General features: G+C 66.4%; 20 protein-coding genes and 1 pseudogene. All 21 read right to left on the minus strand.

The genetic code is table 11. From position 1 onward, the window contains the following. Window positions 1-2 precede the first annotated feature (2 nt). On the minus strand, window positions 3-869 hold the full coding sequence (locus AC5I49_RS00875; RefSeq protein ID WP_016448594.1) for a ProQ/FinO family protein: 867 nt from the start codon (window positions 867-869) through the stop codon (window positions 3-5). Window positions 870-953: 84 nt separating this feature from the next. Beyond that, entirely contained in the window at window positions 954-2,204 is a 1,251-nt protein-coding gene (gene glcF / locus AC5I49_RS00880) for a glycolate oxidase subunit GlcF (RefSeq protein WP_016448595.1), read from the minus strand. A 61-nt stretch (window positions 2,205-2,265) separates the two neighbouring features. Next, a complete protein-coding gene (locus AC5I49_RS00885; protein ID WP_012202244.1) occupies window positions 2,266-3,048 on the minus strand; it encodes a YoaK family protein in 783 nt (260 codons plus the stop codon). A gap of 25 nt (window positions 3,049-3,073) precedes the next feature. Continuing rightward, entirely contained in the window at window positions 3,074-4,213 is a 1,140-nt protein-coding gene (gene glcE / locus AC5I49_RS00890) for a glycolate oxidase subunit GlcE (RefSeq protein WP_338499437.1), read from the minus strand. Between the two features lie 136 nt (window positions 4,214-4,349). Next, window positions 4,350-4,661: a helix-turn-helix domain-containing protein gene (locus tag AC5I49_RS00895; protein WP_016448598.1), complete on the minus strand. Its 312-nt coding sequence runs from the start codon at window positions 4,659-4,661 to the stop codon at window positions 4,350-4,352. Further along, the gene (locus AC5I49_RS00900) at window positions 4,654-5,025 is read right to left on the minus strand and encodes a type II toxin-antitoxin system RelE/ParE family toxin (RefSeq protein WP_047468107.1); all 372 of its coding nucleotides are present in this window, start codon (window positions 5,023-5,025) and stop codon (window positions 4,654-4,656) included. Before AC5I49_RS00900 ends, AC5I49_RS00895 begins: the two co-directional genes overlap by 8 nt. Window positions 5,026-5,449: 424 nt before the next feature. Next, window positions 5,450-5,683, minus strand: a complete 234-nt coding sequence (locus AC5I49_RS00905) for a DUF2274 domain-containing protein (RefSeq protein WP_017407699.1) — start codon at window positions 5,681-5,683, stop codon at window positions 5,450-5,452. Beyond that, window positions 5,680-6,942 carry a TraB/TrbI/VirB10 family type IV secretion system protein gene (locus AC5I49_RS00910; protein ID WP_271427077.1) on the minus strand — a complete coding sequence of 421 codons (1,263 nt, stop codon included), beginning with the start codon at window positions 6,940-6,942 and terminating at the stop codon, window positions 5,680-5,682. Before AC5I49_RS00910 ends, AC5I49_RS00905 begins: the two co-directional genes overlap by 4 nt. Before the next feature lie 2 nt (window positions 6,943-6,944). After that, the gene (gene trbG, locus AC5I49_RS00915; RefSeq protein WP_271427076.1) at window positions 6,945-7,937 is read right to left on the minus strand and encodes a P-type conjugative transfer protein TrbG; all 993 of its coding nucleotides are present in this window, start codon (window positions 7,935-7,937) and stop codon (window positions 6,945-6,947) included. Then, window positions 7,934-8,638, minus strand: coding sequence for a conjugal transfer protein TrbF (gene trbF, locus AC5I49_RS00920; protein ID WP_035884621.1), 705 nt, complete (start codon window positions 8,636-8,638; stop codon window positions 7,934-7,936). The genes trbG and trbF overlap by 4 nt, the downstream gene beginning before the upstream one ends. 18 nt (window positions 8,639-8,656) lie before the next feature. Next, on the minus strand, window positions 8,657-10,000 hold the full coding sequence (gene trbL, locus AC5I49_RS00925) for a P-type conjugative transfer protein TrbL (RefSeq protein ID WP_271427075.1): 1,344 nt from the start codon (window positions 9,998-10,000) through the stop codon (window positions 8,657-8,659). Between the two features lie 12 nt (window positions 10,001-10,012). Next, entirely contained in the window at window positions 10,013-10,741 is a 729-nt protein-coding gene (trbJ, locus tag AC5I49_RS00930) for a P-type conjugative transfer protein TrbJ (RefSeq protein WP_271427074.1), read from the minus strand. Then, complete coding sequence (gene trbE, locus AC5I49_RS00935) at window positions 10,738-13,176, minus strand: conjugal transfer protein TrbE (protein WP_271427073.1); 2,439 nt, start codon at window positions 13,174-13,176, stop codon at window positions 10,738-10,740. Before trbE ends, trbJ begins: the two co-directional genes overlap by 4 nt. Window positions 13,177-13,185: 9 nt before the next feature. Further along, window positions 13,186-13,458, minus strand: coding sequence for a VirB3 family type IV secretion system protein (locus AC5I49_RS00940; protein WP_271427072.1), 273 nt, complete (start codon window positions 13,456-13,458; stop codon window positions 13,186-13,188). After that, a complete protein-coding gene (locus AC5I49_RS00945) occupies window positions 13,455-13,838 on the minus strand; it encodes a TrbC/VirB2 family type IV secretion system protein (protein WP_035884625.1) in 384 nt (127 codons plus the stop codon). The genes AC5I49_RS00940 and AC5I49_RS00945 overlap by 4 nt, the downstream gene beginning before the upstream one ends. Then, window positions 13,835-14,873 (minus strand): annotated as a pseudogene (trbB, locus tag AC5I49_RS00950) (P-type conjugative transfer ATPase TrbB). Before trbB ends, AC5I49_RS00945 begins: the two are co-directional and overlap by 4 nt. Further along, window positions 14,870-15,316: a CopG family transcriptional regulator gene (locus AC5I49_RS00955; protein ID WP_017407929.1), complete on the minus strand. Its 447-nt coding sequence runs from the start codon at window positions 15,314-15,316 to the stop codon at window positions 14,870-14,872. The pseudogene trbB and the gene AC5I49_RS00955 overlap by 4 nt, the downstream one beginning before the upstream one ends. Next, a complete protein-coding gene (locus tag AC5I49_RS00960; protein ID WP_271427071.1) occupies window positions 15,313-17,319 on the minus strand; it encodes a conjugal transfer protein TraG in 2,007 nt (668 codons plus the stop codon). The genes AC5I49_RS00955 and AC5I49_RS00960 overlap by 4 nt, the downstream gene beginning before the upstream one ends. Before the next feature lie 217 nt (window positions 17,320-17,536). Continuing rightward, window positions 17,537-17,764: an EexN family lipoprotein gene (locus AC5I49_RS00965; protein ID WP_271427070.1), complete on the minus strand. Its 228-nt coding sequence runs from the start codon at window positions 17,762-17,764 to the stop codon at window positions 17,537-17,539. 25 nt (window positions 17,765-17,789) lie between these two features. Continuing rightward, a complete protein-coding gene (locus AC5I49_RS00970; protein WP_495788702.1) occupies window positions 17,790-18,704 on the minus strand; it encodes a LysR family transcriptional regulator in 915 nt (304 codons plus the stop codon). Between the two features lie 17 nt (window positions 18,705-18,721). After that, window positions 18,722-19,358, minus strand: a 637-nt coding sequence (locus AC5I49_RS00975; protein WP_495788703.1) for an electron transfer flavoprotein subunit alpha/FixB family protein, incomplete at its 5' end; no start/stop codon positions are given.

The following is a 19,358-nucleotide window of genomic DNA, read 5'->3' on the forward strand; positions in this document are numbered from 1 at the left end:
CCTCAGGCCGCCTGCGTCTGCAGGCGACGGCGGGCGCGTTCCAGCTGCTGCGCCACCTGGCGCGGGTTCATGCCGTACATGTCGGCAAAGCCGGCTTCGGTGGTCTGGCCGCTGGCCTCGAAGGCGCGCAGCAGAGCTTCGTCTCGTGCAGAACGCGCATCGGCTTCGGCCAGGGCCTCGGCCACCAGGGCGTTGGTGGCCTCGTCACGGCCCTGCACACGCGCCGCATAGTCGTCGCGGGACAGGCCCGAGGCCTCATAGGCGGCGATGATGCGGTTGCGCAGCTTGGGCGCCAGGTCCTCGGGCGAGCGGTGCTGGCGGCGGCGAAAGACCTCGATCAGCGCATGGTGCACATGCTCGGGCGCCATGGGCTCGACCGATTGGCCCTGCAGGTCATGGCGCGCCTGGCCGCTGGCCACCACGGTGAGGTAGCGGCTCGAGCGTGTGTGCTGGGACAGGGCCAGCTTGAGCTGGTCGCGGTCGATGGCTTCGGGATGGGCGGCCAGCAGGTCCTCGAAGATGCCGCGCTTGAGCGGCAGGGGCTGCTCGCCGAACAGGTTCGGATGCCATTGGGCCAGTTGCGCCAGCAGCGGGTGCTGGGTGCGCACAGGCCTGGATGCGGGAGCCTCGGCACTGCCGGCCGCGCCGGTTGCGGCGTCGGCGACGGGCTCGGAGGCCTTGCCCTTGTTGCGGCCACGTCCGCCGCGGCGCGAGCGCTTGCGGCCCTGGCCATCGGCGCTGGCGGCAGCCTGCGGCACGGTGCCGGCAGCGGCGTCCGCCGGCAGCGCGGCGTTCTGTTCTTGCGGTTCAGACACGGATTCAGTCATGGCGGAGCACATGGGCTTGGAGAAAACGAAACCCCGCATCATGCCAGCATTGCAAAGGCTTGCGCGGGCATAGTCCCCACGGCGTCGCGCATGCGGCACAGATGCGCGGGTGTTGCCCGGGTGGCATCAGGCCGGCAGGGCCTCGTCCAGCACCTCAATCCAGTGGCGCACCGGCACGTCCGTTCCGTTTTGCAGGTGGACGATGCAGCCCATGTTGGCCGAGAGGATGGCTGCAGGCCGCCGGGCATCGAAGCCTTCGGTCAGTGCGCCGATCTTGCGGTCGCGCAACTGGTGCGAGAGTTCGGGCTGCAGCACCGAGTAGGTTCCCGCCGAGCCGCAGCACAGGTGCGACTCGGTGCGCGCCACGCGCAGCTCGAAGCCCAGCCTGGCCAGATGGGTTTCCACGCCGCCGCGCAGCTTTTGCCCGTGCTGCAGCGTGCAGGGCGGGTGGTAGGCCATGGGCGCGGCCGGCGCGCGCACCCTGCCCTGCAGGCGCTCGGCCAGCTCGGGCAGGAGCTCAGGCAGCAGCTCGCTCAGGTCGCGCGTGAGGGCGCTGATGCGGGCTGCCTTGTCCGCGTACTGCGCATCGTCCTTGAGCAGGTGGCCGTATTCCTTGACGGTGACGCCGCAGCCCGAGGCGTTCATGACGATGGCCTCCACCGCGCCGCTGTCCACCTGGGGCCACCAGGCGTCGATGTTGGCGCGCATCTGCGCCTTGCCGCCTTCCTGGTCGTTGAGGTGGAATTTCACGGCACCGCAGCAGCCGGCGTTGGGAGCGATCACGGTCTGTATGCCGGCCGCATCCAGCACGCGCGCCGTGGCGTAGTTGATGCGCGGCATCATCGCGGGCTGCACGCAGCCGGCCAGCAGCAGCACCTTGCGCGCATGCTCGCGCACGGGCCAGCGGCCCGCGTCCTGCGGCTGGGGCACTTTCTCGGCCAGGACTTCGGGCAGCAGGCCGCGCACGGCCTGGCCCAGCTTCAGGGCCGGGGCGAACAGCGGCGAGTTCAGCCCCTCCTTGAGCGCCCAGCGCCTGGCGCGCTCGCCGAAGGGACGCGGTACCTGTTCCTCGACGATCTTGCGGCCTATGTCCACCAGGTGGCCGTACTGCACGCCACTGGGGCAGGTGCTTTCGCAGTTGCGACAGGTCAGGCAGCGGTCCAGATGCTGCTGGGTGGCGCGCGTGGGCGTCCCGCCTTCCAGCACCTGCTTGATCAGGTAGATGCGGCCACGCGGCCCGTCCAGCTCGTCGCCCAGCAATTGGTAGGTCGGGCAGGTGGCCGTGCAAAAGCCGCAGTGCACGCACTTGCGCAAAATGGCTTCGGCCTCCTGGCCCTCGGGCGTGGCGCGGTACTGGGGTGCGAGTTGGGTCTGCATGGTGGGGCTCTTGTTGTATGGGTATCGGGGAACGGTCAGGCACGGCAGCCGGACACGGCGGTCATGCGCGAGGCGCGGCCCGCCGGCCCAGCAGCAGGGGCAACCGCGCACGGTCGGCCCACAGCGGCGGCAGGGACAGCAGGCACAGCACCACGGCCAGCGGCACGACGAAGACGAAGCCCAGGTGCCTGAAACCCAGCGCGCCCGCAATGCCGCCCAGCAGGAACATGGACAGCAGCCCTGCGAACAGCCGCAGCCGCACATGGTTGGCGTGGACCCGGTGCTCGGGCGGGCTGCCATGGCGGTTCCAGTAGAGGGCTCGACCCAGCTCCATGCCCAGGTCGGTGATCACGCCCGTCATGTGCGTGGTGCGGATCTGCGAGGACGACATCTTGGTCACCGTGGCGTTCTGCAATCCCATGATGAAGGACAGCAGCAGCACGGCCAGCGGCACGGCGAACGGCGTGGGCCAGGCCAGCATGGCCGCGCCCAGCACGCCGAAGAGCAGCATCAGCGCGGCTTCCAGCAGCAGCGGCAGCGCATAGCTGCTGCGCAGCCGGTGGTGGCGCGCCCAGTTGACCAGCAGCGACGTCGCGGCCGCGCCGCACAGAAAGGCCAGCAGCGCGCCGCAGGCACTGAGCACCAGCGCCGTATTGCCCAGCACCAGGTTGTCGGCCAGCAGCGAGACAAAGCCCGTCATGTGCGAGGTATAGGAGTGCACCAGCAAAAAGCCGCCCGCATTCACCGCACCCGCGTTGAAGGCCAGCAGCAGGCCCAGCGTGCGGTTGCTGGCCACCGTGCGGTGCCGGTCCGTGAGCAGGTGCAGGTGGTGGCGCATGCGCATGGGCGGAGCCAGGCGTTGGCCCGGCCTACCAGGCGGCGGCCAGCCGGCCGCGGTTGAAGATGCCCGCAGGATCGAAGGCCTGCTTGAGCCGCGCATGCAGCGCGGCCGTGGCATCGGCCGCCTGGGCGTCGAAATCGGGCTCGGCGCCGGGCTGCCCCGTTGCCTCGGAGCGGAACAAGGTGGCCGATCCGCCCGCTGCTTTTGCCAGCGCGCGAAGCGCATGGCCCAGCGCACGCGGCGCCTGTACCCAGCGCAGTGCGCCGTGCCATTCGACCAGGGGCTCCGTGCAGCCGTCAGGCAGCGCCAGGGCCGGAGCCGTCTGCGGCACGGACAGGCGCCACAGCGCATGGCCCGGTGCGCGTGCGGTGAACCAGGGCAGCTGGTGCTCCCGGCAGGCCTGCCAGTCGGCCGCAGCGCTGTGCATGCGCTCGCCCCCCAGGCGCCCGCAGGCCGCCTGCACGGCGGCACGCGCACCGCGCAGGCGCAGGTACAGCACGCCCTGGGCCGCGCTGTCTTCCTGCAGCCAGCAACTGGCATTGAGCGGCAGCGGCTGTCCGCCCCAGGCATTGAGCCAGTCCAACGCCTGCTGCTGCGTGCATTCGAAGCGCAGCGTGGCCTCGGCCGGCGCCACGGGCAGCACCTTGAGGCTGACCTCGGTGATCAGGCCCAGCGCGCCCCAGGAGCCCGCCATCAGCCGCGAGACGTCGTAGCCCGCCACGTTCTTCATGACTTGGCCGCCATAGCGCAGCAGCTCGCCCTGGCCGTTGATCATCTCCAGCCCCAGCATGAAGTCGCGCACGGCGCCCACGCTGGCGCGTGAGGGGCCCGACAAGCCGGAGGCTACCATGCCGCCCACGGTGGCGCGGCCATCCGCTCCCTCGAAATGCGGAGGCTCGAAGGCCAGGCACTGGCCCTGTGCGGCCAGCAGGGCCTCGACCTCGGCCAGCGGCGTGCCGGCGCGCACGGTCACCACCAGCTCGCTGGGCTCATAGCTGACCACGCCGGCCAGCGTCCGCGTGTCCAGCAGCTCGCCCTGCAGGGCCAGGCCGTGAAAATCCTTGGTGCCGCCACCGCGTATGCGCAGCGGCGTGGCGTCGGCCGCCGCGGCGCGCACGCGCTCGGCGATCTGGATGAGTTGGCTTTGGGCTGAATCCATGGCCTGCATGGTAGCGGCTGGGCCCTTTTGCGCCTCGGTGCGGGCCCGTGAATTTTTTGAACGGCGCGCTTGAAGTTCTGCGGGCGGCGCAAAACAGCAGGGACGAAAAGGCAAAGGCGCAAGTCGATTCAGCCGCCTGCGGCCTTCATCGTGCCGGCTCGAAAGGATGGACCTGGATGTCGGCGTCGGGAAAGGAGGCCACCAGCTTCAGCTCGCCGCCCAGGGCCTTGACGTACTCGCGCAGCGTGCTCACGTACATGTCCTCGCGGCGCTCCAGCTTGGAGACGGCAGCCTGCTCCACGCTCATGGCCCTGGCCACTTCGACCTGGGTCACGTTGCGGGCCTTGCGCAGCTCCTGCAACTGCATTTCCACAAGCATGGCCTCGGCCCGTGCCGCAGCACGGGACTGTGCCTCGGGCGACATGCCGGCGCGCAGTTCGTTGAATTTCCTAGCCATGGATCTGTCCTTCTCTTTTCAGGGTCTCGATGTGCGTGTCGTACAAGCGGTCGGCGATGGGTACATGCACCTCATACCAGCGGCCATCGCCCGTCTTGTCGCCGCCGATCAGCAAGATGGCACAGCGGCGCGGATCGAATGCGTACAGCAGCCGATAGGGCCGGCCTTCGTGCTGCACGCGAAGCTCGCGCATGTGCGGGTGCCTTGAACGCTCGATGCCGGACGTATGGGGATATCCGAGATTCGGCCCTCTTGCCTCCAGCAACCGAACCGATGCATCGATGGACTCCTGCTCGGCCTGCGTCAGATCGGCCCACCAGATGCCAAGCTCGTCGGTGTACTCCACCTCCCAGGGTTGGGTCATTATTCCCTCCAGAATATATTCCGTCAATGGAATATAGGCCAAAGATCCGTCTTATAACGGAGCTCACCATAAGGCGGTTGGCGTGCAGCAGGCCTCCTGTTTTCCTCAGCTGCTGAAGGGCGTTTGCGGCGCGGCAATGAAAAATGTCCGCTGTCAAGTCCTTCATTCAGACATGCAGTGGGGAAAAAGCTCTTACAGGGCAATAGGTTAGGCTAGATTTCAGCCGCTGAGTGCTCTTGCTGCTTTTCGAGCTAGGTGCTGCATAGGCGCTTCGCGGCGGTAAGCGTGGGGGCGCCGCGGCGGGCAAGATCGCACCATCATAGTCTCGCCCTGCCGCAAGCCCCGTCAAAAGCGAAAGCGCAGTCAGTGGACTGCGCTTTCATCGTGAAGGGGTAGCGGATGCGTCCACATCGTCAACCCTACTTCAGGGTATGGCCTTGCTCCCGCCACCCTTCCTGAATCCCCGGTCGCCGGCCATGAACGCCTCCAGCATAAGAGGAATCAACGTAGTGGCATCGACTGCCTCGCCATACGCCTGCGAGTGCGCTACGGCATAGCGGTCGAGATCAGCTTTTAGGCTGACCGGGCACAAAAACGTGAGCTTCGTGCTCTCGGTCTTGGGTAGCGGCCCAAGCCGCAATTTCTTGGAGGTGTTCATTTCGCCGCTCCTCTCTGGACGAAAAGCGGCTGGTACGGTCGCAGCATCAGGTCACGGTTGACGATGATCCGCACCGGCAGGCCCGGCCGCCCCGTCAAGGTCGGCTGAATGTTCATGTTGCGCCGGGTCATCTCCTGGCCGACCTGATTGATGCTGTCCTGCGCGCTGTCGCGCCCGGCAATCACGATGCGGTTGCCGTTCTGCCGGTTCTCCGGCGCGGCCAGCTCCGCGCCCACGCCCAGCAGTGTCGTCAGCGCCGCACCGGCAAAGACGCGATCCCAGTGCCAATCGACGCCATCCTCCAGGCCGGAGTAGCCGGCCGGGTCGGTGCCCGCGAGGTTGTCGAGCTTCAGCGAAGACGTGTCCGGCAAGATGATGCGGTTCCACACCAACTGCACGCGGCTCTGCCCATAGCTCACCTGGCTGTTGTACTTGCCCATGAGGCGCGAGCCCTGAGGGATCAACAGAAACTTGCCGGTGGCCGAGTCGTAGACCGACTCCGTCACCGTGCCAATCACGTCGCCCGGCAGGTCAGACTTGATGCCTGTCACCAGCGCCCCGGCGATCACCGTCCCGGCCATCACCTGGTACGGCGAGGCCGGCATTTGCAGATTGCCGGAATTGCGGGTTTCCGTAGAACCGCCTTTCAGGAAAGCCTCTTTCTGGTCTTGCCGGTTCTGCACGGCGGTCGGGTCGGCAGGCTGGGCAGCCGTCGAGGCCGGCCCAGCGGCCAGCGGGTCGAAGCCCGCCAAGGTCGATGCCGGGCCAGCCGCTTGCGCATTCGCTGGCGCTGCGGTCTTGCCGGGCGTACCAGAACGGAAGAACACCGAGGAAGCCGCTGCCGCTTCGGCTTCCTTGCGCCGAGCGTCCTCCGGGTCGTGGCCCGGTGGCGCATACGTGGGTGTCACCGGCTGCTGCGCCTTCACGATGGCAGGGCCGAGATCGCCCGGCAGCGGCGGCCCCAGCTCCAGCACCTTCGGCAGCTTGGAGTAATCCGAAGGCAGGCCATCCAGCCCCTCGGACTTCGAGACTCGATCCACGTTGTAAAGCTCGGTCTGCTCGCCTGCGCCGCGCCGATGTGGCTGCAATGACCAGATCGTGGCCCCTAGCACGGCGACCGACAGGCCGCCCGTGAGCATGGCCAAGGTGCGCCGATTCAGACGTGTGACCGCGCGCGGCTGGGCGCGCAGCGCCACCGCCTCGGGCGCGACCTTGCCCGCCTGTGGCGTGCCAAGATCGCGAGTGTCGTCCTGGCTCATGGTCAGTTCCTCCGCGTGCCACCGGAAACGCCATCGGTGCGCTCGATCCGCACCACATCGCCCTTGTCTCCGCCCAGGCGCAGTTCGGCCGCACCGAACAGGCGATCCACGATGTAGTACGGCGCACGGAATCGGTAGTTCACCAGTTGCCCATCGCCCTGCGCGCCGATCACGAACAGCGGCGGCAGCTCGCCCTGCGCGATGCCCGGCGGGAACTGGATGTAGACCTTCTCGCCGTCATCGAAGGCGCGCAGCGGCTTCCACGGCGGATTGCTGCCGCTGACCGCGTAGCGGAAGCGGATCTTCTCCAGCGATAGCCCGCTATCGACCGGCGCGGCGGCGCTGGCCGCCTGCGCCTGGCGCTGCAAGGCCAGCATCTTGTCCTTCGGATACTCCCAGGACACCGACGCCATCCACGTCTTCTCAGTCGAAGTCAGTTCAATCAGGTACGTGCGCCGGCTGGTCGTGATGACCAGATTGGTCTTGAGGCCCGAGCGGATCGGCTTGACCATCACATTGACGCGCAGCGCATCGCCGCTGCCGCTCGATGTATCGCCCACGATCCAGCGCACGGTATCGCCGGCGGCCACCGTTACCAGTTCCTCACCGGGCTGGAGCGCGATCACCGTCACGCGACCCACGGCCGCATAGACCTGATACAGCGCGCCATCGGTGAAAGGCCACACCTGAATCGCGTTGACGTACCCCTCGCGCGTGGGCGCGATACGCGCCTCGGCGTTGGCGCGGGACACACGCACGGTTTCATCGGCAGGTTCTGCTGCGGGCTTGGCATCCGGCACAGGCTTCATCTGAGCCGGCATCGGCAGCACTTGCGGCATGGCCACCACCTCCACCGGCGCAGGCGGCTCCGGTAGCGGCTGCGCCTGCACCGGCTCGTCGAGCGAAATGGACGGCGGCGGCTTGCCCTGCGTGGCGCAGCCCGCGAGGGCAAGCAGCATGATCGGCAAGACGGATTTACGGAAAAGATCATTCATGGTTTTGCTCCTTCGTTCGCTTCCAGTTCGCGGCTCCACGACAGCCCGTTGACGTAGATGCCCAGGGGGTTCTTGCGCACACGCTGCTCGGTGCGCGGCGTCTGCTGCACGATGGACACGACAGCGTTCCAGCGTTCGGTGCGGTCCAGCGCACCGTTGACGAAACGGGTCTCCGTCCAGCGCACGTTGAACGACGTATCGCTCGCGCGAGTCACGCTGCTGACCTGCACCGTCACCGACTCCTTGCCAATGCGCGCGAACGGATCGTTCACGCGGGCGTACTCGTTGAGCACCACGGCGCCCTTGTCGGTCGTGTAGTCATAGGCATCGAGCCAGTTCTGCCGCACCACGATGGGGTCGATGGACAGCGAGCGCACCAGACCGATGAAGCGGCCGAGGTGGTAAGCAATCTGCGCATCGCTGGGCCGGTACGGCGTGGCCGCTTCGCCGACAGCGCGCACCTGACCCGAGTTGTCCACCTCGATGACGTAGGGGGTGACGATGGACTGCGCGGAACGCCAGACCAGGCCACCGGCCATCAGTACGGCCAAAGTGAGGCAGCCGAAGGCCATGAGCCGCCAGTTCTTCGCCTGTGCGCGGGCCGAGCCGATGCGCTCGTCCCAGGCCTGGGCAGCGGATTGGTACGGGGTGGCAGGCTGCGGTGTGTTGGCATAGCGCACCTGCGGTCTTTTGAATCGCATGGAAGTTCTCCTTCAAGATCAGGAATCGGAATCACGCAGGCTTGGCCCCTGGCTGGAGCTGCCGCCGTCGCCGCCGCGCAGCGTGTGGGCGGCGGTCGTCGCGGCATGGGTGAGTTGCTGCCTGCGGTGCAGGCGCTTGGCCCAGGCGGGTTGCTCGGTGGATGGGGCTGTGGCGGGAGCCTCGCTTGCGGCCTGTGCGGCGCCGCCCCCCGACGCCGATCCGGCGTCATCGGGCCGAAAGGCCGCCGCCATGCGCTCCTTCATCGACCGCGCCCCATCGGCGACTTTCTGCCCGGCCGCCTGCGCGCCGGTCTTGGCAACATTGCCCACGCCGGCGGCGGCACCCTTCAGGCCGCCACCGGCCGAAGTGGAGCCCGCCTGGTACGCCGACTTGGCGCTGCTGGCGGTCGATGCCATCGAGCGGGCGGCGGCGGGTGCCATGCGTGCCCCGGCCGCCACTGCGCTTCCGACGCCGGTAGCCGCGGCACCGACCGCCACGGCGGTTCCGGCTGCGCCGATGGCAGCACCGGCCATCGCGCCCGCGCCGAGCTGTGGCCCACCGGACACCAAGCCTGTCGCAATGCCCGGCCCAAAGATGCCCAGGGCCAGCAGGGACAACGAGGCCAGCATGATGACCAGCGCCTGGTCGATGGACGGCTCGGAACCGGGCGGTATCCTGAATTCGGCGAATAGCCCCGAGCCGATACCCACGATGACGGCGAGCACCAGCACCTTGATGCCCGAGGACACCACGTTGCCCAGCACCTTCTCGGCCATAAACGCTGTCTTGTTCCAGAGGGCAAACGGCACCAGCACGAAGCCCGCCAGCGTGGTCAGTTTGAACTCGATCAGGGTGACGAAGAGCTGCACCGCCAGCACGAAGAAGCTAACGATAACCACCAGCCACGCGAGGAACAGCACGACGATGGGCGCGATGTGGATGAACACCTCGGGGAAGCCCGCCATCTCCCTGATCTGGTCGAGGATCGGCGCCGCTGTGTCGATGCCGGCCTTGGCCAATCGACCTGGTTGCAAGAAGTTGCCCATGCTCAAGGTCGAGCCGCTGGCTCTCAGGCCAAGACCCGCGAAGGAGCGGAACAGGACACCGGCCAGCATGTTGAAGTTGCCGATGATGTAGGCGAAGGCACCGACGTACAGCACCTTGCGGATCAGCTTGGCAATCACGTCCTCGCCCTGGCCGGTGGCATGGCCCATCGCCCAGAACAGCCCGGCGAGCGTCATGTCAATGACGATCAGCGTGGCCGTGAGGAATGCCACCTCGCCGTGCAGCAGGCCGAAGCCCGAGTCGATGTAGCGTGAGAAAACGTCGAGGAAACGGTCGATGACCGATACGTCGTTCATGGCCAAGCCCCGTCAACGACTGTAGAAATCGACGGACTGCGGCGTGTACGGCGTGCCTTCACCCAAGAAGCGCCGGTTCACCTCGCGGCCACGCTCCACGGCAGCGGCTTGCCGCGCCAGTTCCAGCGACGCGGCGCGATCCTGGGTGATGCTCAGGCGCTGCGTTTGGATGGACTGCTTGGCTTGCAGGGCCAGCAACTGGTTCATGGCCTGCATCGCCTGCAAGCCCCCAACTGCCGATTGGCTCTTGCCCACGAGGTCGGCCAGCACGCCTTCGTCGTCGCTCAGGTTCTGCGAGGCCTGGGCCTGCATCTGCATCGTGGTCTGCAGGCCATTGAGCGTGTTCTTCCAGCGCTCTTGCGCGTCGCGGTACATCTGGTCGCCGCTGACGGTGGCGGCGTATTGCTCCGGGTACAGGCGCTGGAATTCCCGATCCAGATTCGTCACGTCATAGGTCAGGCCCCTGGCCTGCGCGATTAGCCGCTGGGTGGTCGCCAGGTTGGCGCGCAACTGGCCCACCACGCTGGACGGCAGGCTGGCCAGGTTGCGCGCTTGGTTGATAAGCATTTGCGCCTCGTTCTGGAGCTGCTTGATCTGGTTGTTGATCTGCTCCAGCGTGCGGATCGCGGTCAGCGTGTTCTGCACGAGGTTCGTGGGGTCGATCACGACCCATTGCGCCTGCACGGCGGTAGCGGTGCAAAGCATGGCCGCGACGGCGGCGGCGAGAAGACGCTTTTTCATGATGGGTTCTCCTGGAGATGGGTGAACGGGAACGAGGACAGCAGTTCGGCGGCCCAATGCAGGCCGCGATGGCGCAGCCAGGTGGCCGCGAACGGGGTGGAAGCGGATGCAGCGACGGCGAGCACCGCGTCGATGTCGCGCTGGTCTTGCGGCGTAGAGGCACCCGCGAAGGCCAAGGTCGCGGCGCCCAGGTCGAGGTCGAACAGGCGGTTGCCGAGGCGCGATTGGTAGTAGTAGTCGCGCTTGGGCTGCGCGGTGGCGACGATCTCGATCTGCCGGCTGTTGAGGCCGAAGCCCTCGTAGATCGTGCGAATCTGCGGCTCGGTCGCCTGCGGATTCGGCAGAAAGATGCGGCTGGCGCAGCTCTCGATGATGGCCGGCGCGATGCTGGAGTCCTTGATGTCGGCTAGGCTCTGCGTGGCGAAGATGACGCTGACGTTCTTCTTGCGCAGCGTCTTGAGCCATTGCCGGATGCGGGCCGCGAACACCGGGTCATCGAGAAACAGCCACGCTTCATCGAGGATCAGCAGCGTCGGTGCGCCATCGAAGCGCTCGTCGAATCGGGCAAAGAGGTAATGCAGCACGGCCATGACGGCGGCCTTGCTGTGCATCAGTTCCTCCATCTCGAAGCACTGCACGCCGGCCATGCCCAGTCGGTCATGGTCGGCGTCCAGCAGCTTGCCGTGCGCGCCACCGAGCACATAGGGCGCAAGGGCCTGCCGCAGTGCGTTCGATTGCAGGAGGACGGAAATCCCCGTCATCGTGCGCTGTTCCACAGGGGCGCCCGCAAGGCTTCCCAGCGCCGACCAGATCGCCGCCTTCTCCTCCGGGCTGACCGCCACGCCTTCATGCCGCAAGCGCCCTTCGATCCATTCGGCCGCCCAGGCGCGGTAGCCCTCACGGTCGATGCGAGCCAAGGGCTGGAAGGCGATCTCGCCATCCAGCCCGAGGTCGTAGTGCTCACCGCCCAGGCCCAGGATGGTGGCGCGCATCGAGCGCCCCATGTCGAAGGCGAAGACGCGCGATCCGCGATAACGACGGAACTGCATCGCCAAGGTGGCGAGCAGCACCGATTTGCCCATGCCCGTGGGGCCGGCCACCAGCGTGTGGCCCACATCGCCGATGTGCGTGACCAGCCGGAACGGCGTCGCGCCCTCGGTGCGGGTCACGATCAGCGGCGGGCCGTCGAGATGCGCGTTCTTCTCCGGCCCGGCCCATACGGCGGACACCGGCACCAGATGCGCCAGGTTCAGCGTCGAGACGATGGGCTGGCGGACATTGGCGTAGGCATGACCCGGAATCGATGACAACCACGCATCCACCGCATTAAGCGTTTCGGGAATGGTGACGAAGCCGCGCCCCTGGATGACACGCTCCACCATGCGCAGCTTCTCGTCGGCCACGGCGGCATCCGCGTCCATGACGATGACGGTTGCCGTCAGGTAGCCAAAGGCCACCTGGTCGCTGCCCAGCTCCTGCAAGGCCGCATCGGCATCGGCCGATTTGTTGCTAGCGTCGGTATCGACCAGCGGGGATTCCTGCTGGAAGATGGTTTCGCGCAATAGCGCGATGACGTTCTTGCGCTTGGCGAACCATTGGCGGCGCAGGCGAGAAAGCTCTCTTTCCGCATCGGCTTTGTCCATGCAAAGGAACCGGGTTGACCAGCGATAGCCAAAGCTGAGGCGGTTGAGGTCGTCCAGAATCCCCGGCCAGGTCGAGGTGGGGAAGCCCCGCACCGTCGCCACGCGCAGGTGCTGGTCGCCCAGCATCGGCGCCAGACCACCGATCAGCGGCGCGTCGGCCAGCAGCGCGTCGAGGTGGAATGGCACTTCCGGCACGCCCACGCGGTATCGCCGTGGGGAAATGGTCGAGTGCAGGTAGGTCAGCGTCTGGCTGTCATCGAGCCACGCAATCTCCGGCATCACGCCATCGAGCAGGTCGAAAATCCGATCCGTCTCCGCGACGAAGGCGGTCAGGCGCTCACGCCAGTCCACTCCCTCGGTCGGACGGTTCTCGTACAGCATTCCGGCCGCACGAGCGCGGGCTTCCTCCGGCGGCAGGTACACCAATGTCAGGTGGTAGCCGCTCTCGAAGTGGTTGCCCGAGTCCTCAAATGCGGCGCGGCGTTCTTCATCGACCAGCCAGGACAAGGGCTCCGGGAAGTCCGAGTGTGGGTAGCCGGCAGCAGCTCGCCGTTCGGCCTCGATGAACAGCGCCCAGCCCGAACCGAGCCGGCGCAGCGCGTTGTTCAGCCTCGCCGACGTGGAAATCAGTTCGCCCTGTGTCGCGCTGTCGAGGTCTGGCCCCCGAAAGCGCGCAGTGCGCTGGAAGGAGCCATCCTTGTTCAGCACGACTCCGGGCGCGATCAGCCCGGCCCAGGGTAGCCAGTCGGCCAGCAGCGCGGGCCGCTGGCGGTATTCGGCAAGGTTCAGCATGGCATCACCTCACACGTCCAGCAGCGGCCGGTGCTTGATGTGGCGGGCGAAGACCTGCATGAACTGCGGATCGACACGAGCGCCCCAGACCGCCAGCGCATGGCCGACGATCCAGAGCACCACGCCCGGAATCCACATCTGCAAGCCCAGGCCCACGGCAGCGGCCAAGGTGCCGTTGGTGATGGCCACGGTGCGCGGGGCACCGCCCATCAGAATCGGCTCGGTCAAAGACCGATGCAGCGGCACCTCGAAGCCAAGCATCCCATCGTGCGGGCCGTTCATACGACGGCCCCACCGGAGAAGCTGAAGAACGACAGGAAGAAGCTCGAAGCCGCGAACGCGATCGATAGGCCAAAGACGATCTGGATCAGCTTGCGGAAGCCGCCCGAGGTATCGCCGAAGGCCAGCGCCAGGCCCGTGGCAATGATGATGATGACCGCGATGATCCGGGCCACAGGTCCCTGGATCGACTCCAGGATGGATTGCAGCGGGCCTTCCCACGGCATCGACGAACCGGCGGCCTGAGCCGCGCCCGCAAGCAGCAGCATCAGCGCCGCGAGCATCAAGCCCTGCATGGCCGGGCGAGCCAGGCTATCCAGCCGCGGTGGCCGAGGAAGCGGATATGCGGAAAAACGGAAAGCAGGAACGATCATCTGCGTCATGGCAGTTCTCCAGAGTTGTCAGGGGACAGGGGGGGAAAAGTCGGACTGCGGCAGCAACTCCGGGAATGGAGCCTCCAGCGCGTCCGCCAGGTGATACCCAACGCCATCGAAGCCGACGACGCGAGCGATGCTCTCGATGCGGCGCTTGCGTCCGCGCCCGGCGATGTGGATGACCACGTTGACCGCTTCCGCGATCAGCGCACGGGGCGGGTTCACCGCCACTTCGAGAATCAGTTGCTCTAGGCGCAGCAACGCGCCCAGTGCAGAGCCGGCGTGGATGGTGGCAATGCCGCCCGGATGTCCGGTGCCCCACACCTTGATGAGATCTAGCGCCTCAGCGCCGCGCACCTCGCCGACGACGACACGATCCGGGCGCAGGCGCATGGACGAGCGCACCAGCTCGGTCATGGACACGACGCCCTGGCGCGTGCGCAGCGGCACGTGGTCACGCACTGCGCATTGCAGCTCCACCGTGTCTTCGAGCACCAGCACGCGGTCGCCGGTGGCGGCGATCTCGGAAAGCAAGGCATTGGCGAGCGTGGTCTTGCCGGTGCTAGTGCCACCTGCGATCAGAATGTTCTTGCGCTCGCGCACTGCACGCACCAGCAAGCCCGCCTGCGCGGCGGTCATCATTCCATCCTCGATGTAGCGCGACAGCGGGATCACGCCAAAGGCGCGCTTGCGCAGTGCGAAGGCAGGCCCCGGCGCGGCCGGCGGCAAGATGCCCTCGAAGCGTTCGCCCGTCTCGGGCAGCTCCGCCGTCAACAGCGGCTGGCCCCGATGCACCTCGGCACCGACATGGGCCGCCACGAGCCGAATAATGCGTTCACCGTCCGCTTCGGACAGCTCCACGCCCATCGGCGCGCGGCCCGTGGAAAGCCGATCCACCCAGAGCGTTCGGTCGGGGTTGAGCATGATTTCCACCACGTCCGGGTCTTCGAGCGCAGCGGCAATCAGCGGCCCCATCGCCGTGCGCAACATCTGGATGCGGCGATCTAGCGAAACGGCGGTGAAGGAAGAAGGCGTGGTACTCATGACGTACGCTCCTGCACTTCACCCATGCGCGAAGGGTCGGGATGCAGTTCCTCCACCACGTCGCGCACCAGACTGCGCCCACGCAGCAGGTGGCGGCCCAACTGCTCCACGAACTGCTCGAAGCGGGCCTTGCCCTGGGCGCGAGCGGCGTCCTGATGTGCTTCGGGCACGGGTGTGCTGACCGTGAGGAAGTAGCGGATGAACAGCGCCAGCGTCTCGATCTGAATGTTCTGGTCGCGCTCCATGCGCTCGGCGTGGCGCGACAGCCGATCCAACCGTTTGGCAATGGCCGCCTCCCGCTGGTCGGCGGCATCGGGCGACAGCCACGATGCGAGTGCCGCCGCGACGATGCTGGACTTCGATACGCCTTTGGTGGCGGCCAGTTCGTCGAGCCGTTTGCTGTGCTCCGGCTGAATGAACACATTGAGGCGGTGCTGGGTCATAGGTCGATTCCGTCGTCAGGGTCGAGGGAAGCCAGCCGGGCCGTGCGTTGCAGGGCCGGGTCGAACTGGCGCGGGAGGGGAAGCGGCATGTCGTCGTCATCGAGCAGGCCAAGGTCGGCCACGGGTGCGGCCTGCTCGGGGTCGTAGGCGACGGTTTCGGAAAGCTCGGGCTGACGGCGCGGACCACCGTCGTCGGTCGGACCCAAGTTCTCCAGGCCATCAGCGGACGCCGCGGCCGGTGCGGCGGGCACGGCGGGAATCGCCAGTCCGCTCCAGTCGTCGGGACGCGATGGCGGCGCGTCGGCGTATCGCTCGCTCGCCAGCGCGGGCGGCGGCAACACGCGCCGCTTGAAATTGCTGTCCGCGTAGTAGCGCAGCTTCTTGGCCTTGATCGGCGCCACGCTGGACACCATCACCACTGCTTCGTCGGGCGGAAGCTGCATGACTTCGCCCGGCGTCAACAGCGGGCGCGCGGTTTCCTGGCGCGACACCATCAAGTGCCCGAGCCACGGCGCGAGCCGGTGGCCCGCGTAGTTGCGCTGCGCGCGCAGCTCGGTCGCAGTGCCGAGCGTCTCGGAGATCCGTTTGGCGGTGCGCTCATCGTTGGTAGCGAACGTCACGCGCACATGGCAGTTGTCGAGGATCGAGTGGTTCTGGCCGTAAGCCTTGTCGATCTGGTTCAGGCTCTGCGCGATGAGGAAGCTGCGGATGCCATAGCCCGCCATGAAGGCTAGCGCCGTCTCGAAGAAATCCAGCCGCCCGAGCGCGGGGAATTCATCGAGCATCAGCAGCAGCTTGTGACGACGCTCGATGCCGTCGCTGCCATCGAGTGATTCGGTGAGGCGCCGGCCGATCTGGTTGAGGATCAGGCGGATCAGCGGCTTCGTCCGCGAAATGTCCGAAGGCGGCACCACCAGGTACAGCGACCCCGGATGCTCGGCCGCGATCAGGTCGGCAATGCGCCAGTCGCAGCGCGAGGTGACTTCGGCCACCGTCGGGTCGCGGTAGAGGCCGAGGAACGACATGGCCGTGGACAACACGCCCGAGCGTTCGTTGTCCGATTTGTTGAGCACTTCGCGCGCCGCCGAGGAAACGACCGGATGCGGGCCATCGCCGAGATGCGATGTGGTCATCATCCGATGCAGCGTCAGCTCAAAGGGACAAGCCGGGTCGCTGAGGAAGTTGGCGACACCGCGAAGCGTCTTGTCTTCGCCCGCGTAGAGCACATGCAAAATGGCCCCGACCAGCAATGCGTGCGAAGTCTTCTCCCAGTGGTTGCGCTTCTCCAGCGCGCCATCGGGATCGACCAGGATGTCCGCGATGTTCTGCACGTCGCGCACCTCATGCGCGCCGCGCCGGACTTCCAGCAGCGGGTTGTAGGCCGCCGACTTGCTGTCCGTCGGATTGAACAGCAGGCAATGCGAGAAGCGCGAACGCCAACCTGCGGTGATGCTCCAGTTCTCGCCCTTGATGTCGTGGATGACGGCAGACGCTGGCCAAGAAAGAAGCGTTGGCACCACCAGGCCCACGCCCTTGCCTGAGCGCGTGGGCGCGAAGGTCAGGACGTGTTCCGGGCCCTCGTGCCGCAGGTACTGCTGCCGATGCAGGCCGAGGAACACGCCTGCAGGCTGGTCAAGGCCCGCCTTGTGAATGTCCTCCGCGTTGGCCCAGCGCGCCGTGCCGTAGGTCGTGACCAGCTTGGACTGGCGCGAGCGCCAGATCGACATGCCGATGGCAACCACCACCGCGATCAGGCCGCTGCCTGCGGCAATGGCACCGCCCACGTCGAATACATGCGGCGCGTAGGCGTCGAAGAAGAACCACCACTCGAACAGGCGCCAGGGGTGATAGACCGGCGTGCCGAGGAAATCGAACCAGGGCGAACCCAGGCGTAGCTGGTAGCCCAGCGCCGCTGCTGTCCATTGCGTGGCGCTCCATACGCCAGCGATCACGATGCCGAAGACAACGGCAATCTGACCGAACAGCACGTTCGTTCCTTGCATTGGCCAACCTCCCGCTACGGCACAGGGACATGCCGTAGTGCCGAGGATCAAGGCGAGCGTGCAGGTCGGTCAAAGACCGTTATAGCGGGGATTCAGGCCAAAATGGCCAGACTTCTTGCTGTGGCGAAGGCAATAAAAATGCCGCATGCGCGAGCGCGCTGCGGCGTGATGAGGTAACAGCAAGAACTCTGTCGCGGCCAGGCGACGGCGCGGGGCGCTATTTGGATTGCTGTTCCGGCCGATCGCCGAAGAAACGCCGGTTGGCGGCTTCGGCCGCACGGCGGCAGAGTTCTTCTCCTGCCTTCGCGCGGTCTTCCTTGCACAGGCGCTGGACTTCCTTGAGGCGCTCGGGATGGGCAACGAGGAAGTCCACGGTTTCCGTCGGTTGGGATGGTCCACAGCCCGACAGTGCGGCAACCATCAGCAGCGGCAGGAATCGGGTCATGGCTTGGGTCCTTTCAGCAGGTGGATCAGGAGTCCTCGGCGGCGCTGGAGCCATCCGCCGAATCAATGGAGGCCACTCGTTCGATGAACCGGGCCAGCATTTCGGAGGGCTCCACGTCACGGTGCCGCAGATACGTGGCCAGCATCTGCGGCTTGCCCGCCAAGCGCCGGGCCACAACACCTGGCCCACGGCCGGATGCAATGTGCGCGGCGCCCGCCAAACCGAGCGCCAATCCGGCTGAGACCAAGGTCATCATCACCTCATAGGACGCCACGCGCTGGGCGATCAGTGGCTGTTGCTCGTAGCGCTGCAAAACGCGATCAACTTGGCGTGCATGGCCTTCGCATATCGCCGGATCGCATAGCGCCAGCGGATAGCGCAACACTTCTTCCAACGGCACGTGCTTGTGGGCCAGAACAGGATGGCGAGCTGGGACCGCCACCATCAGCTCGTCTTCCCATGCAGGCCTGACCACAATGCCGTCGCCCACCTCTTCGGCCATCGAAAAGCCGACGTCATACAGGTCATCGTGCAGACCCTTGATCTGTTGATCCAACGGCACCTCAAATAGCCGAACATCAATCTCTGGATCTTCCGCTCGGCACTGTGCCAGCAGCGTCGGCATTCGCGAGGGCGTGATGCCATCGGACAAAGCGATGCGCAACTGTCGCTGAAACCCACTGGCGGCGGACTTGACGCCGTCACACGCCTGTTTCAGAGCTTCGAAGATTCGCGGCACCCGCTCCAGGAATGCCATTCCGGCAAAGGTCAGGCGGGTGCTTCGCGTGGTTCGCGTGAACAGTTGCGCCCCGAGCTCTTCCTCTATCTCCTTGATGGTGCGCGACAAAGGGGACTGATCGATGTGCAGCTTTTCCGCTGCGCGGCCGAAGTGAAGTTCTTCGGCCACCGCTATAAAGCAACGTAAATGCCGAAGCTCCATGGTGTATCTCATCCAGTTTAAAAGGCCTTGACGAATTCCGGCACAACTGCGAAAAGGTCCGCCTCCAGCCCGTAGTCGGCCACGCTGAAGATCGGGGCCTCGGGGTCCTTGTTGATCGCCACGATCACCTTGGAGTCCTTCATGCCGGCCAGGTGCTGGATGGCGCCCGAGATGCCGGCGGCAATGTACAACTGCGGCGCGACGATCTTGCCCGTCTGGCCCACTTGCAGGTCGTTGGGGGCGTAGCCCGCATCCACGGCAGCACGGCTGGCGCCGATGGCAGCGCCCAGCTTGTCGGCCAGGGGGGTGATGACTTCGTCGAACTTTTCCTTGCTGCCCAGCGCACGGCCACCAGACACGATGATCTTGGCGGCGGTGAGTTCGGGGCGGTCGCTCTTGGCGATCTCGCTGCCCACGTAGCTGCTCTTGCCAGCGTCGGCGGCCGCAGCAGCGGTTTCGACAGCGGCGCTGCCACCCGTGGCGGCGGCGGCGTCAAAGCCGGTGGTGCGCACGGTGATGACCTTCACGGCATCAGCAGACTGCACGGTGGCGATGGCGTTGCCGGCGTAGACGGGGCGCTCGAAGGTATCGGCGGAGATGACCTTGGTGATGTCGCTGATCTGGGCGACGTCGAGCTTGGCAGCCACGCGCGGG

This window comes from Delftia sp. (assembly GCF_059499305.1).